Below are 16,296 nucleotides of genomic sequence, written 5' to 3'. Positions count from 1 at the left end.
TAGGCTGATGTTGACCTGTGACTGTTTTAATTTAAACGCAATTATTGTTCATTTATCGAAAACTTGTTTATCAAAAGTCTCTTTTTTAGTCTTAACTTGTTGTCAGCCAATCAGGCTTGCGCTTTTGCAAAAAGGCTTGTACGCCCTCGCGGCCTTGCTCTGATGAGCGGATATCAGCGATGCCTTTAACCGTATCAGCAATCAACTCATCGCTAATGGGTGCGCCCGCTACTTCATGTAATAAGCGTTTGCAGGTCTTCACCGCATCAGGGCTGTTTTTGACTATCTTTGAGCAAAATGCAGCAACCGCATCATCAAGCGATTCTTCACTGACGCGCTCATGAATAAAGCCCAACTGACGTGCTTTTTTGGCATCAAAAACCTCAGCGCTTAAGAAATAACGCTGTGATGCTCTCGCCCCTAGCGCTCGTATGACATAAGGGCTAATCGTTGCAGGGGCTAACCCTAAACGCACTTCACTGAGGCAGAAATTGGCAATTTTCACAGCTATAGCCACATCACATACCGCAACTAGACCCATGCCACCGGCATAGACGTCACCTTGAATAGCGGCAACCGTTGGCTTGGGACACTCATAAATGGTCTTCAGCATTTGCGCGAGCTTATCCGCATCGGCTAGGTTTTCTTCATAGCTATAATCTGCCATCGCGCGCATCCAGTTCAGATCCGCACCAGCACAGAATGCTTTACCCGCTGCCGCTAAGACGATGACTCGGACATTATCATCAGTGCCAAGCTTGGTAAAAACCTCCGTCAGCTCGGCAATCGTTTCATCATTAAAGGCATTACGTATCTCAGGACGATTTAATGTCACCGTAGCAACATGCTGCTCGATATCAACCAGTAGGCTTTTATAATTCTCAGACTTTTTATCACTGTCTTTTTTCATAACTTTCTCTATATTTTTTATATCGGTGTCTTTTTATAGGCACTTAATTAAAAACAACTTAATCAAAATTCCAGTCAATCCATAATAATATTAATACAAGGAAACCGAATGCAGATGTACAAATCGTACTTCAAATGAGGTTGACGCAGTAGTAAATTATTATGGGCAGACCTTAAAATCCTTACATTCTAAAGACACCATAAGTAGTCTCTTCAATCGGGGCGTTATAGGCAGCGCTTAGGCCTAACGCCAGTACGTTACGCGTATCGGCAGGATCAATCACCCCATCATCCCAGAGACGTGCCGTCGCATAATATGGATGACCTTGCTCTTCATACATATCAAGAATAGGCGCTTTAAATGCGGCCTCATCTTCTGCACTCCACTCCTCGCCTTTACGGTCGAAGTTGTCACGTTTGACGGTTGCAAGTACCGAGGCTGCTTGCTCACCGCCCATCACCGAGATACGCGCATTTGGCCACATCCACAAGAAACGTGGGCTATAAGCACGGCCACACATGCCGTAGTTACCAGCACCAAATGAGCCACCAACGATGACAGTAAATTTCGGTACTTTGGCGTTAGCCACCGCCATCACCATCTTGGCACCATGACGGGCAATACCTTCGTTTTCGTATTTACGGCCGACCATAAAGCCGGTGATGTTTTGTAAGAATATTAGTGGAATTTTACGCTTACAGCACAGCTCAATAAAGTGCGTGCCTTTTTGCGCCGACTCACTGAATAAAATACCGTTGTTGGCGATAATACCGACTGGCATACCCTCGATATGAGCAAAACCACAAACCAGCGTGGTACCAAAGCGCGCTTTAAACTCATCAAAGGCACTGTCATCGACGATACGAGCAATGATTTCTTTGATATCAAAGGGCTTACGCTTATCCGTTGGAATGACGCCGTATAGCTCTTTAGCATCATAGCGAGGTGGACGTGGTTTGATTTGATTTGGGATTTGTTTAGCAGGACGGTTGAGATGACTGACGATATTACGCGCAATCGATAACGCATGAGTGTCGTTTTGCGCCAAGTGATCCACTACCCCTGACAGACGGGTATGCACATCACCGCCGCCCAAGTCTTCAGCAGTGACCTCTTCGCCAGTTGCCGCTTTTACGAGTGGCGGACCACCCAAAAAGATGGTGCCTTGGTCTTTAACGATGATAGACTCATCACTCATCGCTGGTACATAAGCACCGCCTGCCGTACAGCTACCCATGACCACTGCTATCTGTGGAATACCCGCAGCACTCATATTGGCCTGATTAAAAAAGATACGCCCAAAATGCTCTTTATCTGGGAACACGTCATCTTGGTTGGGCAAGTTCGCACCACCTGAGTCCACCAAATACACACAAGGTAAGTTGTTTTCTTGGGCGATTTCTTGCGCACGTAGATGTTTTTTGACCGTCAATGGATAATAGGTGCCGCCTTTTACCGTGGCATCATTACAGACGATCATACACTCAGTGCCGTTAATGCGGCCGATACCCGCAATCACGCCAGCAGCGGGAATATCTTCGCCATACATATCGTGCGCCGCCATCGGAGCTACTTCTAAAAACGGCGTACCCACATCAAGCAAACGCTCGACACGCTCGCGAGGCAGCAGCTTGCCACGTGCTAAATGCTTGGCGCGTGCACGCTCTGAGCCGCCTTGGACGACCTTACGCAAGTGCACATATAAATCATCGACCACCGCTTGCATAGCGGCACTGTTTTGCTGAAATTCAGCAGCATTTGGACTCAGTTTACTGGTTATGATAGCGCTCATGATATCCCTTTTTATACTTTTATATCTAACTCTCAACCATCTAAATAGGTTGGCGTTGGCTAGGTCTTTTACCTAATCTATAAAAACGCCAATGCTAAATAATTGAGAATGAAGTTTTTATTTAATAGTTAACAGCTTTTTTTAATAACTCTCTGAATCAACAACTCTCTTAATACTGACATTAAACCTTGAGCAGTCATCACTCTAAGCCCAGCTCTTCTTTCATCATCTCAACGATTTTATACTTTTGAATTTTACCCGTAATGGTCATTGGGTACTCTTCAACGAAACGATAGTGAGTCGGTATTTTATAGTGAGCAATGTTATTACGGCAGAACTCCTTAACCTCTTCTTCAGTTAAGCAATCAGGCTCTTTGGGAATGATCCATGCTGCCAATACTTCACCATACTTCTCATCAGGTATGCCAACGATTTGCACATCGCGAATCTTGGGATGGCGATATAGATAGTTTTCAATCTCTACTGGATAGACGTTCTCGCCGCCGCGAATGATCATATCTTTGCTACGACCAACCACTTTGACATAACCATCTTCATCCATGGTTGCCAAATCCCCGGTATGCATCCAATTATCTTGAATAGACTCGCGGGTTTTGAAGCGGTCGCCCCAATAGCCTTTCATCACCGAATAGCCGCGCGTAAGTAGCTCACCTGTCTCTCCCAGTGGCACAATCTCGCCCGTTTCTGTATCGACAACTTTGACTTCAAGCGCTGGTTGCACCAGTCCTACGGTAGAAACTTGCTTTTCAAGCGGTGTGTGCTTGTTGGTCTGACAAGAAACTGGACTGGTCTCAGTCATGCCATAAGCAATGGTTATCTCACTTAAGTGCATTTTATCTATGACACGGCGCATCAGCTCAATAGGACAGCTAGAGCCTGCCATAATACCAGTGCGCAACGTGGATAAATCGTATTGGTCAAAGTCTGGATGATCAAGCATCGCGATAAACATCGTTGGCACCCCATGCAGACCCGTACATTTTTCTTCTTCGACCGCTTGCAGGACACTCAATGGCTCAAAACCATCGTTGGGATAAACGATACAACCACCATGGGTCAAAATAGCTAAATTGCCGAGTACCATACCAAAGCAGTGATAAAGCGGCACAGGAATACACAAGATATCCTCTTCAGTGAGATTCATCGCCTCACCGATAAAGTAGCCGTTGTTTAAGATATTACGGTGGGTTAAGGTCGCACCTTTTGGCGTGCCAGTCGTACCACTGGTAAATTGCACATTGATGGCGTCAGTATTTTTGAGTTGTGCTTGCCGTTCAGCCACGCGTGGGTCGTTAGGATCACCCTCACTTATCCAGTCGGAGAATCTTTGCATGTAGCTAAAGGTGTCATCATTACCCGGCTCATCAATCCAAATAATACGCTCAATCGTCGGTATCTCGACCAAATCCAGCTGATTGTAAGTTTTGTGATAAATCTCTGGACAGAGCTCACGCACCATTTGCGTATAGTCGCTGGTTTTGAAGTGGCGCATGAGCACCAGTGCCGAGCAGCCTAGTTTATTGAGAGAATATTGCAACTCAAAGGTACGATAAGCGGGATTGATATTGACTAGAATAATGCCCACTTTGGCGGTTGCCAATTGCATCAGTAGCCACTCAGTATTATTGTGCGACCAAATACCGATACGATCGCCAATCTCTAACCCCATCTCTATGATGGCGCTTGCCAGCTGATTGACTTTTTGTTGTAGCTGTTTATAAGTCCAGCGAATGTCTTGATGGCGGGAAACTAGCGCCATGCGATCTGGATATTTGTGGACAATAGCATCAAAGAAATCACCGATGGTCGCTTCAATCAGCGGCACATCAGGACCTTTGTCATAGCTTTGGGTGAGTGGCGCATTGGCAGATTTTGCGCCCATATTGATGGTTGGTGCTTTATCTAAAATATCATTGTAAATGATGTCAAAATCAATGGATTGAGTCATAACGAGTCCTTTCGTTCTTTACTTTTTATGGCCTATCAGCGTTTTATTCTTCCTTAAATATAAACTACTATACCGCTTCAAATGAAAGGCTGTCAATAACAATGATACAATATGTATCATTTAAAAAGAATAATACAAGATCATTCATTTGTTTGGTAAAAGCCGATAGGTATGTGATGCACGACAAAATATAAAGCCTATCTATACCATAATAGTATCTAGTCAACTTTACCAGTGTTTAAATTTTTGATTGTGGATTTCTATAGCCAGCTCGAAGAAGACAGCCTTTTTACTAGCCTGCTACTGGTCTGCTACTGGTATGAGTGAGAATAAAAATAAAAAAGCCAGCCACACATTTCAACATGTATGGCTGGCTTAGAAGTCAAACATTAGACATTAGGCATCAAACGACAGACATCAGAAGTCTATAGTCAAACCAAACTCTATTAATCTCGCAGTGCCCTTACAAAATTCTTATCACTAGGCTTTAGGCGTTACTGGCGCTTTCATAGATAGCGTCGCGCTGACTTTATTATTATTATCAAGCAACTCCATGATGAGCTCATCCTCACTTTCGGTCTTGACCTGCCAATTACCCGCAGCTTGCGGCACACCAGTGACCATGACCGAGATGGCTTTGTTTTTTAGGCGAATCATAGGTGGCTTATGATCATAGCCTTCGTGATCATGACCCAAGATGTCATCAGCAATGGTTGCTGCCTGCGCCCTTAGCGGGGCGACATAACGACAGGCGACCCCATTAATAGACATGCAATCACCAATGGCATAAATATTGGAAGCATTGGTACGTAGCGTTGTCGCATCGACCACGATACCGGTGCGACGATCAAACTCAACACCAGCGGCAGCGGGTAATTTGTCATCGACGAGCAATCCCGTACTGGCAATCACATGATCGACGATCAGTGGCTCAGGTTGCTTTTCGCTGCTTTCTGTAGCGGATGCTATTGGCTCATAGCTGACCTGCAGTTTACCTTCATTATTGCGAGTAATACTAGAGACTTGGCAACCGCCCAAAAAGTTAATGCCTTGGGACTTGACCGCTTGCGCAATACGCGCCGTCGCTTTTGGCGGTAGCATTTGCGCAAGTGGTGCATCATTTAAATCAATCAGCGTCACTTCATGCCCAGCCTTGAGCAAGTCCTCTGCGATTTCTGTCCCAACCATGCCAGCACCGACGATAGCGACACTCTGACTGCCCGTTGCCAATTGCTCTTGCAGCTGCCCAAAGCGCTCGATATGATTGACGTGCCAGACCAAGTCCTCTGGCAAGCTCTTTGGAAAGATTGGATGTGCGCCCATTGCCAGTACCAGCTTGTCATAGCTGATCGTGGCATAGTTGGTATACACTGGATCCGAGCGCAGCGCAGAGATCAGATGTAATTGCTGACTGGCAGCATTGACATCACTGACTTGCGTATTGGCATGTAAATTGACATTCGCCGCCGCCGCCGCATCAGCCCCAGTCGCGCGTACCAGATCTGTGGCGCTTTTATTTTGGCTAATAGCCATCGTCAGCATCGGCTTATGATAACGGTCGCCATTATCAGCCGTGATTAAGGTAATTGGAATGTCTTTGTCTTTAGCACGAATGGCATCGATGACATGCCAACCTGCCAAACCCGCGCCAACAATGACCACCCCATTCGATGTAGATGAACGTTCTGCACTCATACAAGCTCCAATTAAGTTAACAGTTGTGTTTATTAGATTTTGCCAAAATTAATTTTTTAAACGCTTACCTTTATTGTATCAGTAAACAGATGGTCACTCACCTTACATTAATCCCGACTTCGACATAAACAAGTAAAATCATTGCCATAAAAAAAGCGCCTAATGATAGACGCTTAAAAAATGATTCGAAATCGAGTGCTGTATGCTAATGATTGAGAATCTTTGATAGGAACATCTGCGCGCGATCGCTTTTTGCCCCTTCAAAAAACTCATCTTTACTACAGTTTTCGACGATATAGCCTTCATCCATAAAGATAATGCGATTGGCCACCTGACTGGCAAAGCCCATTTCATGCGTCACACACATCATAGTCATGCCATCGTGGGTCAGCTCTACCATCACATCAAGCACCTCTTGAATCATCTCTGGATCAATCGCTGAGGTTGGCTCATCAAATAGCATTGCCACTGGATCCATCGCCAATGCCCGCGCAATCGCTACCCGCTGCTGCTGCCCACCAGATAGCTCAGCAGGATACTTTGCCGCTTGTACCGTTAATCCTACCCGATCCAAATACGCCATTGCTTTGCGCTTGGCTTCATCTTCTTTACGGCCCAATACTTTGATCTGCGCCACCGTCAGGTTATCAATAATGGTGAGATGCGGAAACAGCTCAAAATGCTGAAACACCATGCCGACACTACTACGCAGCTTGGGCAGATTGGTCTTTGGCGCCCCAACTGAGATGCCATTGACCATGATTTCGCCCTTTTGAAAAGGCTCCAGTCCATTGACCGTTTTGATCAACGTGGACTTACCACTGCCTGAGGGACCACAGACCACCACCACGTCACCTTTATGCACGTGCGCGCTACAGTCAGTCAATACTTGAAAGTCGCCATACCATTTGCTGACATCCGTCATTTTGATGACTATCTCATCGCTAGCATGGCCATTATCTGTGACCAATCCGCCAAAGCTATTTATATACGTATCAGCATTACTCATCACTGGCTCCTAACCGTTTTCATTCGTTAATTGTTACGAAAAATTGTTATTAGATAATCGTTAAAGTCACTCTCAATAATTTAACTTTTATGCGAGTAGGCTGTGGCTTTAGCCCAGCTTAAACCTTTGCGAAAGCAAAATGCTGGGCTAAAGCCACAGCCTACAATAGTTCATAATAAGTTGAGAATCAGGTAATCGTTTTTTAGCAAATATTCACATTAAAAGCGTAGGCGTTTTTGTACTTGCTGTACGCCAATAGAGGCACTCAAACTGATGATAAAATACACCGCTCCTGCTCCCAAAATATAAGGCGTAAGTAAACCCATCAGCTCGCCACGGACATAAGCGGCGCGGAAAAAGTCCGTCAAACCGATAGCGAATACCAATGTCGTATCTTGGAATAAAATAATACACTGCTGCAAAATAAGCGGCAGCATCTTGCGAAAGGCTTGCGGCAAAATCACCAAGCGCATGGTTTGCCCGTACGTCATACCGAGCGCTTTGGCAGCATTGACCTGCCCGCTACCGATAGACTGAATACCCGCACGCACGACTTCTGAGAAATAGGCCGCCTCAAACATCATAAAGGCAACGACACAGGAAGCAAAAGCGGCATCAAGTTGCAGGTATTTACCTGCTATCCAAAAGTAAATCATAGGGACAGCAAAGTAAAACCACAGCAATACTAATAGCAGCGGCACGGAACGAAAGTAATTGACGTATAACTTGGCTGGCACTTCTAAAGCTTTGATCCCAGACAAGCGCATCAGAGCCAGTATCGTCCCTAAACTGATACCCCCAAGAATCGCTAAAAACAACACCTTTAGAGTGGTAATCATGCCACCCATCAAACCCGGATAAGCCGTCGCAAGTTCAGTCATCATATTCATTTCTGACTCCCTGCAATAAGCCCTGGCACACGCAGTTTGCGTTCAATCAAGCCCATAATAGCGATCAAGGACAGATTGAATACCAAGTATATAACCGTGGCGTAAGTATAGATCTCAAGGTTGTTTTGAGTATACTCACTGATGGTTTTGGTTTGGCTGATCAGCTCCATGACTCCAACTAAAGACGCCACTGACGCGTTTTTGAAGCAGTTGGTCAGCTCTGAGCTAAGGGGCGGCAGTATGATACGAAAGGCTTGCGGCAACAGCACTTCTTTATAAGCCTGCGGAACCGTAAAGCCCAGTGCGTAAGCGGCATTGATTTGACCTTGTGGTAAGGACTCAATACCCGTACGTACTTGTTCCACGATACGTGCGGCAGTGAACAGTCCAAGGCCAATACTCGCGGAGAGCATAGCAGAAGTGTTTGGCGATAAGTCCTTGTACCACCATTCTTGTAAGGCAGGAGTCAGCCAACCAGGGGCGACATAGAACCAAAAGAATAACTGTACCAACAGTGGAATATTACGAAAGAACGTCACATAAGCAGTACCAATACTGCGTGCGGTTTTGTTTGGTAAGGTGCGCATGATACCGAAGACAGTACCAATGACCATGGCGATTGCCCATGCAATACTGCCAATCAATAACAACCAGCCAAGGCCAGTGATCATCCAATGGATGTACAGCTCATTACCAACGCCGGTCTGCTCAAAGAGCACACCCCAGTTCCAGCTATAGTTCATTGTCGTCTCTCCAAGCAGCGAGCGCTAAGCTCACGGCTCAGATCAACGTTAACTGCCGTTCTGAGCGCATGAGCAATCTATGTTGAGGGACAAACAATCGTTACTGTACCGCGTCTTTTGGTTGAGCACTGTCATGTGGATTGGCGATTAACGCTTTTAAGTTATCTGACATCTCAAAGTTTAGATTGACGTTTTTCGGTGGGATAGGATTCATGAACCACTTGTCATAGATGGCATTGATCTCGCCTGAACTAAAGACATTAACCAAGGCTTCATCGACGACGGCTTTAAACTCAGGATCGTCTTTACGCATCATACAGCCATAGATCTCAAATGATTGCGGCGTACCAACGATTACCCACTCATCAGGATTTTTCGCTTTGGCTTGTTCACCCGCGAGCAGGACATCATCCATCATAAAGGCGTCAGCACGGCCGTTTTCTAACATAAGGAAACCTTCGCCATGATCTTTGGCAGAGATGAGATTGGTATCCATCTGATTATCATCAATATATTGACGAATATAGCGCTCTGACGTCGTCCCAGCTGTGGTCACTAAGGTTTTGTCTTCTAGGTCTCCAAAGTCTTTGATACCAGAGTCGGTACCCGTAAGCAGTCGCGTACCAATCTCAAAGAAACCATTAGAGAAAGCCACTTGCTTTTGACGCTCTTCATTGTTGGTGGTTGAGCCACACTCAAAGTCGATGGTGCCGTTTTGTACTAATGGGATACGAGTTTGTGAGGTAATTAGGTTATAGCGAATATTTAGGTCTGGCATATTTAGCTTTTGTTTCACTGCTTCGACCACTTTCATTTCCAAATCATGGGCATAACCCATCGGCTGATTGGGATCATCAGCAATATAAGAAAACGGAATGGAAGAATCGCGGTAGCCGACGACAATGGTGCCTGAGTCTTTTATTTTTTGTAGGGTACCGCTGAGGCTGGCTGCAGTATCTGTCGCTGCGCCGTCGGCTGGCATGTCATCAGTAGCAGTCTGGCTACTGTTGTTACAGCCAGCGAGTCCTAACGCCATAAAGGCAACTAAGGTTAAGGGCTTGGAGATAGAGTGAATCATGAGATATATCCTTTTATCACATCATTACAAATTTAGGAGAGAGCTTAAATACGACAGTTAAATAAGACAGTTAAGTAGAACTGTCAGATATCATCGTTAAGTTTTAATGGCGCTTGTTAAGTGAGCGCCATGCATCCATGCTGTTACTATGAGTTATCATAATGCAACTAAACCTTACTGTACAACAATTTAACTCATGTTAGTAATTTTTTTGTATGGATGGTTGTTTTTAATGATTGGGATGGGATGTTAGAACCCCTTATTGCTCGAATCACTCTTAATTTGGCTTGATAAAAAAAGAAAACCGCTCACAGCTAGAGTGTGAGCGGTTTTTACTGTATTAGGTTTTCCGACAGAGGGATTCTAAGCCAATATCAATGCAATGATTGGGAATATCAAAAAATAACCAAAGACGGCCAAAACTGCGTGCTTGGTCTCAATGGCTTTACCCTTTATCTGCATTCTAGCCAGCGTATCGCCAAGCTTCAAAATAGAGATACTATAAAAGTAAAAGGCAAATAACAGCAGCACAATGCTGATAGTGAATATCGCGATGGAAGACAGGGGACCAAACAGGACAACCGTTCCAGGGAATAAAACCTCACCTTTGATGATTAATACCAATAAGACGATAGCAGCGCCAGATGCCGACGCGTGAAAGAATATAATATCGTGCAAGGTCGCATCCGCTCTATAAAAACTGCTCTCAATATTGAGCTTATCGCTACTGAGCGCTCTTGGAGTAGCGTCTCTAGCAGTGAGGGATTTATGACCTTTTATATTACTTCTAGTCACAAGGAAAGTAAAAAACGTTAAGGCGACCCAAAAGACGACATGTATATTTATCATAGTAATTATTCCTAAATCCATGGAAACATCACTTAAAAATATCTGGTATAGCAATAAAACCAAACATAATGCTTTCTGTTGATAGACCCAACTCTTATGCGAGTTAATGCTGTCAGAGTCGGTACGCTTATATTTATATTATCAGCCCTATCACTTTGATTTGTAATAAAATGTCTAAGGTACAGCTTTAGTGCGATGGTATCAGTGACTAGCAGGCGGACTGCTGTGTTTAGTGATTGGTCTGGCGTAGAGCATCTGACTTGATTTTTTGGCATAAAAAAGCCGCTCATAGTTTTGTGAGCGGTTTTCGGTTTATTAGATTTAGTGATTTCCGACATTCAATATTTATATATTATATACTTTTATCTAAGCTAATGGTGCTCTACCACTTTAGAAATATACGTAGTTATTTTAACCAAAGTCGTATATACCGCACCAGTACCATTATAAATTTTTTTAAAATTCCTCCAGTCTTCAATTATGAAAGATCTTAATTCTTCAGCATGAATTTCACTACTACATAGTACCGCGAATAAACAGTCAGACATCACGATCTCAGTGCCTGTAGATAAATAACTGATTTTATCTTGCGAAAAATTACCAACTCTAGGTATAAGTAAAGCAGGTCCTATTATGATGTGCTCAGATTTAACTCTAAAGTTTTCATTGATGTTCACTAGAGCATTTTTCAAGTCAGTAGTATGTACTAATGGATAACTTAGCTTATCATCGTTATGTTTTGCTTTAAACATATGCATTTTCCCTCTTATTACTTTTACTTTATTACTAGGGATATGCTCACTTGATGAATACAATGGAACAGAACTTGGCCTAGCCTTTTTTAGCCGAACAATAGAAATTCTAGGACTGACATCTTTAAACTTTGAGTCGCAGAAATCTTCTACTACCTCTAACTGATATATTTTGGACAAAAAAATGATGGCTTCCTTATCTCTGTCACTAGACAAGCAACCATTAGGTAAAATAGCAACTAAATAACCGTTTTCTTTTAAAAAGGCCATAGAATAGTACACAAAACTCAATGATATACTAGACTGAATTTTCTCAGTACAGTTGTTCCAGTGTAGCAGTCTGACTTCATCTTGGTTGAAAGGAGGATTAAGTAATATTAAGTCTACATTTTGATGATATTTCGATATCCCTGAGTTTGTTACCTGCTCAGTCTTTAGAAAGTCTAAATTGTAAACAGACCAATGATTATTTTTTAATTCAGATGCAGTTTCTGAGCAATAATCGTTAGCAACAATCTCAAGATCTTTCCATTTTTCCTTTGCAGCTTTCAATAAACTGCCTTGACCACTTGCGAAATCAGCAACTACAACAGGTTCAAAGTCTTTAGGTACTAGGCTTACTAAGATAGAAGCTAACCTAGAATCAGTATAGTACTTATCAAACATCTCTATTTTTTCTTCTAGTTCTTGAAGTAATACGATCTGGCTTTGCTTTGACCAAAGCAGATACATGATAGACATGTAGCTTAGAAGCGCCATCTGTTCTACCAGTTTTTCTAACAGGATGATCGTAAATTATTTCTACTTCAGGATGATTTAGATAATACATTATAGCTGCTAAAGCATGTGGTTTAGTCCCAATGGGTGCAATTTTCAATTGTTTACCTTTGTTTTTTTCACGAATATTATCTAGTTTGTAATAACAACTAAATGGACAGTCACTTGGTACGTAACTCATAGATTCCCATGCTCTAGTACTTTTTAAAACATCGATATTGTTTTCTATACTTTCAAAGATATACCATGGGCGGAAACCTGGCAAACCTACTATAGGATATACATTTCTATAATTAGGTTGTACTTGTTCCATAATGTATTTGAAGCGTGCACCTTCAAACCCTAATATTGGTATCAGTAAGAATTCACTACTTTCTTGATTAAAGTTTGCAAATCCTGGTAATGGATAAATACCTTTGATTTTTTCACTTAAATCATAGAACTGACCTTGAATTGATGTATTACTTAATATGTAGGAACTAGGTTCAACATAAACTACAAGAACAGTAAACCCTTCGTCAATTGCTGATTTCAGAATTGCTGACCAAGCTGAATGGGACATTCCTGTTATATCTATATAAATGTCTCTATTTCTATCTATATGCAACCACAGTTTAGATAGACTTTTTGAGCTTCTTAGCTGTAATTCTATTTCCCCTGCTATAACGCTAGAACTATCTTTATCTATAATTTCTATTAGTAAGCTATTCAGATTTGAATTGAAATTTTTAATATGAGTACTTCTAAACTCGTCGCTTTCACCATACAAATATATACTGTCACTCTTAGGCTCAAATTCAGCTGGTATATTGTACGTATCCGTTAGGATAGGCTTTACTTTTAAACTATTCATAATAACCTTCAAATAGTTGCATCTGATCTGGTAGATTAGTCAAAACCTCTTGGCTTCTGTTGGACTCAAGTACTTTTTTTATACCTTCTTGTGGTCGATAAACTAGAGAAAGTAAGTCATTTGAGTTAAGGGTTAGTTTTCTTTTCTTACGATAAGAAAACACAAAATAAGCAGAGAATATAGGATGGATCATGTAATCATAATCTTTAGTACTATTTTCATCAGTTGGTTTATTTCCTGAATGTCTAACTAAAGCTAAATGCATGATAGCTTGTTGAATTATCTTGTTAACGCTTTCTTCATCCTCTGCTCTAAACCTTATTTGAAACTGATTGGCTTCAGGAGTCTGATTCAAAGGCTTAGAAGCTAATATATTAAATATACGACCGAGGCTTAATAGAAGCTTTGTCAATTTACCTCCTTCAACACTTAAACCCTCTAACTCAGAAAGATTTTTTTTACCTACTTTCATAGCAGCATGTGTTTGTATAGCGGGTGATATTGCTGGATATTTAATTACCTCTTCTCTACTCTTACAGTCTTCTAAGTAGTCTTTCAAAACTGTATCAACTAACTCTAATAGATATCTTATATTTCCATTCGCAAGAGCTAAAAGAGTATCCCAACCACAATAATACTTCCTAATTCCAATTTTCCCTTCTCTTATTCCAAATAATGAAGCATAAAAATGGTTATTTAGACGATTATCCCATTTTCCTCTATCATTCAACCATTCAGCTAACAGTTCACTTATTGGTTCCTCGTTTTTTCTGCTCCAATATTCAATGAAGTATTTATGACCTAAAGGTATATCTACAGCAGATTGGATTTCTTTATCATTTAAACCAGTATTAAATGTAATATCAATAGAGTTACTATTTCCTAAAAGCAGCTCTGCCTCTTCTAGAAGAGTTAATTGTTCTAGGATATCAACAATACTTAGGTTTTGGTCGCTATCAACAGAGTGGTTCAAACGAGCATTTACAACTAGTTCTGCAAAACCTTTAAAATCCTTTGTTACAAAAACTTCAGCTAAGCTTATTCTTACGTAGTCAGCAGGAGATGTAAGTTGTTCGTTACTATTTAAAGTGGATCTCTCCCTAAAACCTAACTCTCTTACTCCAATCTTAAATGTGTAATACTCATTATTATGCTTAATAAGAGTGTTCACTACTTTCTGCTGATAGTCTTCAAAGTTTTCAAACTCATCTATTAGAAAGAAAAACTGTTTGTTTCTTAGCACAGTATTAGATATTAGTGCTTGACTTAAAATATCAATTGGAGCACCACACATTGTTATATTTTTTGGAGGCTCATCAATTGCCTGATTTATTGATGCTTCAAACTCAATTATAATTATCTCTAGTTCTTCACTTAATTCCTCTAAACTATTAAGATCTTCTTCTATATTTAAGGCTGTAAGTATTTTTTTCCAGCTCTGCTTTGTTATATCTATTTTTTCTTCGGTATTCTTCTCGAACCATAGAGCAAACTTCAACAATTCGAAGCAAAAGCTCAAGTTAATATAGTGACCAAAATAACTAACCCATTTATCTTGACTTATTTCATTTCCTTTGAAAGCTGACACTCTATTAGTATTAACTCTGTAGTACAGTCCATAAAACTCTAAAGCAGAACTCTCGAGCTTTATGCCCTTTTGCACTTTAAGAGCATGCTGACCTTCATATGACAAACCCTTTAAAACAGTAGTCTTTCCAGTACCTCTGCCACCAATCAAAACGCAAGGTCGACTCTTTTTTAATTCAGAAAAGTAGCCAGGTTCATTAAAATAATCAAACAGTTTAGTACTTAGCCATTCTGCCTTGTATAGACCTATTAACTCTTGAGCTTCAGTCAACTGTTTTATATAGTTCATATTGAATCCCTATTTATTAAAGGCTTCCATCCATTTTTATTAAAATAGAAAATTGGCAAGGTAGCGTCAGGTGTTCCATGTTTAAATCCTATCACTAAACCTAATTTATGAAACCCCTCCCAACTTACTTCTTTAGTTCCATTTCCATTATCTTTAACTCCTCCATTGGTTTGCGGTATGCCTGCTCGAATACTGGCATTCCTTACAAATTCAGGACCACCAGCTTTAAAACCTTTCCAAATATAAGAGTCATTATTTAAAGCAGAATATTCTTTGCCTACGAAATGTGAAGCAATTAGTTCAACCTTCTTACATTCTTCTTCTATTCTTACCTTACCATTTTCAGTACAAATTATTGGAATATAATGAAAAGTACATAATGTATCTTCAGCTAGTGATTCAAAACAATGAGCTGTGTTGAAATATCCTTGCCAAAAATCTACAAATTGGTTACCAGATCCCACCAAGTCATCCACAAAAACAAAGTGCGCTTTTATACCTGATAGAATAATTTCGAAAGCTTCGCTTACTGTCTTTAGCCTATTTTCCGGTATGTTGAGAATATCTCTAGCCATTCTCGTAAAAATATAACCACTGTCTGCATCACTAGGATCCTCTCCCGTGACTTTGACTATATAGCAGTTATCTAAGAAGTTACTCCATTCTAAATCCGTATCAACATAATTGGATTTCTTAGAGTTTGGTATAATTGATTTTGAGATAGCCATGAAGTTACTCTTGAACATTTGAGTAACCATATCGTCAGAAAAATAAATAAAACTTTTAAGCAATCTCTTTGCATACGGAATTTCTTCGCCTGTAAAGTTATCCAACCAGTCATCTGGAGCAAAGTATTTTCTTTCAGGCCAAACTCCTATATCAACAAGCTTTCCAAATTCATCTTCTAATAAGTTCATACTTTCTCCTCAAAAAATATTATTACCTCTTTAACCAATCTATTAAGGCTACTTTCATTTACATATATTTCAAATTTCTGCTTTTACGCGAGGGACGAGCACCGAGCGAAGCTTTTAAAAAACACCGAGCAATGACCCGCATATTTGCTCCCTATTAAATGACTCCAATGCTGAGGCCATGCTCTT

At 41.3% G+C, this 16,296-nt stretch carries 13 protein-coding genes; all 13 read right to left on the bottom strand.

Annotated features, from left to right (window positions below; translation table 11 throughout):
* Positions 1-91: 91 nt before the first annotated feature.
* A complete protein-coding gene (locus JMY01_RS01195; protein WP_201573806.1) occupies positions 92-910 on the bottom strand; it encodes an enoyl-CoA hydratase/isomerase family protein in 819 nt (272 codons plus the stop codon).
* A gap of 181 nt (positions 911-1,091) precedes the next feature.
* Positions 1,092-2,702 (bottom strand): carboxyl transferase domain-containing protein, encoded by a 1,611-nt coding sequence (locus JMY01_RS01190; RefSeq protein WP_201573804.1) that lies wholly within the window; start codon positions 2,700-2,702, stop codon positions 1,092-1,094.
* Positions 2,703-2,901: 199 nt separating this feature from the next.
* Entirely contained in the window at positions 2,902-4,671 is a 1,770-nt protein-coding gene (locus tag JMY01_RS01185; protein ID WP_201573802.1) for an AMP-binding protein, read from the bottom strand.
* A 480-nt stretch (positions 4,672-5,151) separates the two neighbouring features.
* A complete protein-coding gene (locus JMY01_RS01180) occupies positions 5,152-6,366 on the bottom strand; it encodes an FAD-dependent oxidoreductase (protein ID WP_201573799.1) in 1,215 nt (404 codons plus the stop codon).
* Between the two features lie 205 nt (positions 6,367-6,571).
* The gene (locus tag JMY01_RS01175; protein WP_201577032.1) at positions 6,572-7,291 is read right to left on the bottom strand and encodes an amino acid ABC transporter ATP-binding protein; all 720 of its coding nucleotides are present in this window, start codon (positions 7,289-7,291) and stop codon (positions 6,572-6,574) included.
* 302 nt (positions 7,292-7,593) lie between these two features.
* Positions 7,594-8,265, bottom strand: coding sequence for an ABC transporter permease subunit (locus JMY01_RS01170; RefSeq protein WP_201573797.1), 672 nt, complete (start codon positions 8,263-8,265; stop codon positions 7,594-7,596).
* Complete coding sequence (locus JMY01_RS01165; protein ID WP_201573795.1) at positions 8,262-9,008, bottom strand: amino acid ABC transporter permease; 747 nt, start codon at positions 9,006-9,008, stop codon at positions 8,262-8,264. The genes JMY01_RS01170 and JMY01_RS01165 overlap by 4 nt, the downstream gene beginning before the upstream one ends.
* A gap of 100 nt (positions 9,009-9,108) precedes the next feature.
* Complete coding sequence (locus JMY01_RS01160; protein WP_201573793.1) at positions 9,109-10,086, bottom strand: glutamate/aspartate ABC transporter substrate-binding protein; 978 nt, start codon at positions 10,084-10,086, stop codon at positions 9,109-9,111.
* Between the two features lie 363 nt (positions 10,087-10,449).
* Positions 10,450-10,935, bottom strand: coding sequence for a hypothetical protein (locus JMY01_RS01155; RefSeq protein ID WP_201573791.1), 486 nt, complete (start codon positions 10,933-10,935; stop codon positions 10,450-10,452).
* Positions 10,936-11,306: 371 nt separating this feature from the next.
* Positions 11,307-12,353 carry an N-6 DNA methylase gene (locus JMY01_RS01150; RefSeq protein WP_201573789.1) on the bottom strand — a complete coding sequence of 349 codons (1,047 nt, stop codon included), beginning with the start codon at positions 12,351-12,353 and terminating at the stop codon, positions 11,307-11,309.
* A complete protein-coding gene (locus tag JMY01_RS01145) occupies positions 12,346-13,317 on the bottom strand; it encodes a hypothetical protein (protein ID WP_201573780.1) in 972 nt (323 codons plus the stop codon). Before JMY01_RS01145 ends, JMY01_RS01150 begins: the two co-directional genes overlap by 8 nt.
* Entirely contained in the window at positions 13,310-15,193 is a 1,884-nt protein-coding gene (locus JMY01_RS01140) for a hypothetical protein (protein WP_201573778.1), read from the bottom strand. Before JMY01_RS01140 ends, JMY01_RS01145 begins: the two co-directional genes overlap by 8 nt.
* Entirely contained in the window at positions 15,190-16,110 is a 921-nt protein-coding gene (locus tag JMY01_RS01135; protein WP_201573770.1) for a hypothetical protein, read from the bottom strand. Before JMY01_RS01135 ends, JMY01_RS01140 begins: the two co-directional genes overlap by 4 nt.
* Positions 16,111-16,296: the final 186 nt, after the last annotated feature.

The sequence above is a fragment of the Psychrobacter sp. H8-1 genome, from assembly GCF_904846575.1.
GTDB classification, from domain to species: Bacteria; Pseudomonadota; Gammaproteobacteria; order Pseudomonadales; family Moraxellaceae; genus Psychrobacter; species Psychrobacter fulvigenes.
Note: the sequence above shows the minus strand (reverse complement) of the source record. Positions and strands in the feature narration are given on the sequence as shown.

Coding starts and splice junctions, on each gene's coding strand:
- JMY01_RS01195 (WP_201573806.1), bottom strand. CDS start 910: ATGAAAAAAGACAGTGATAAAAAGTCTGAGAATTATAAAAGCCTACTG.
- JMY01_RS01190 (WP_201573804.1), bottom strand. CDS start 2,702: ATGAGCGCTATCATAACCAGTAAACTGAGTCCAAATGCTGCTGAATTT.
- JMY01_RS01185 (WP_201573802.1), bottom strand. CDS start 4,671: ATGACTCAATCCATTGATTTTGACATCATTTACAATGATATTTTAGAT.
- JMY01_RS01180 (WP_201573799.1), bottom strand. CDS start 6,366: ATGAGTGCAGAACGTTCATCTACATCGAATGGGGTGGTCATTGTTGGC.
- JMY01_RS01175 (WP_201577032.1), bottom strand. CDS start 7,291: ATGACGGATGTCAGCAAATGGTATGGCGACTTTCAAGTATTGACTGAC.
- JMY01_RS01170 (WP_201573797.1), bottom strand. CDS start 8,265: ATGAATATGATGACTGAACTTGCGACGGCTTATCCGGGTTTGATGGGT.
- JMY01_RS01165 (WP_201573795.1), bottom strand. CDS start 9,008: ATGAACTATAGCTGGAACTGGGGTGTGCTCTTTGAGCAGACCGGCGTT.
- JMY01_RS01160 (WP_201573793.1), bottom strand. CDS start 10,086: ATGATTCACTCTATCTCCAAGCCCTTAACCTTAGTTGCCTTTATGGCG.
- JMY01_RS01155 (WP_201573791.1), bottom strand. CDS start 10,935: ATGATAAATATACATGTCGTCTTTTGGGTCGCCTTAACGTTTTTTACT.
- JMY01_RS01150 (WP_201573789.1), bottom strand. CDS start 12,353: ATGTTTGATAAGTACTATACTGATTCTAGGTTAGCTTCTATCTTAGTA.
- JMY01_RS01145 (WP_201573780.1), bottom strand. CDS start 13,317: ATGAATAGTTTAAAAGTAAAGCCTATCCTAACGGATACGTACAATATA.
- JMY01_RS01140 (WP_201573778.1), bottom strand. CDS start 15,193: ATGAACTATATAAAACAGTTGACTGAAGCTCAAGAGTTAATAGGTCTA.
- JMY01_RS01135 (WP_201573770.1), bottom strand. CDS start 16,110: ATGAACTTATTAGAAGATGAATTTGGAAAGCTTGTTGATATAGGAGTT.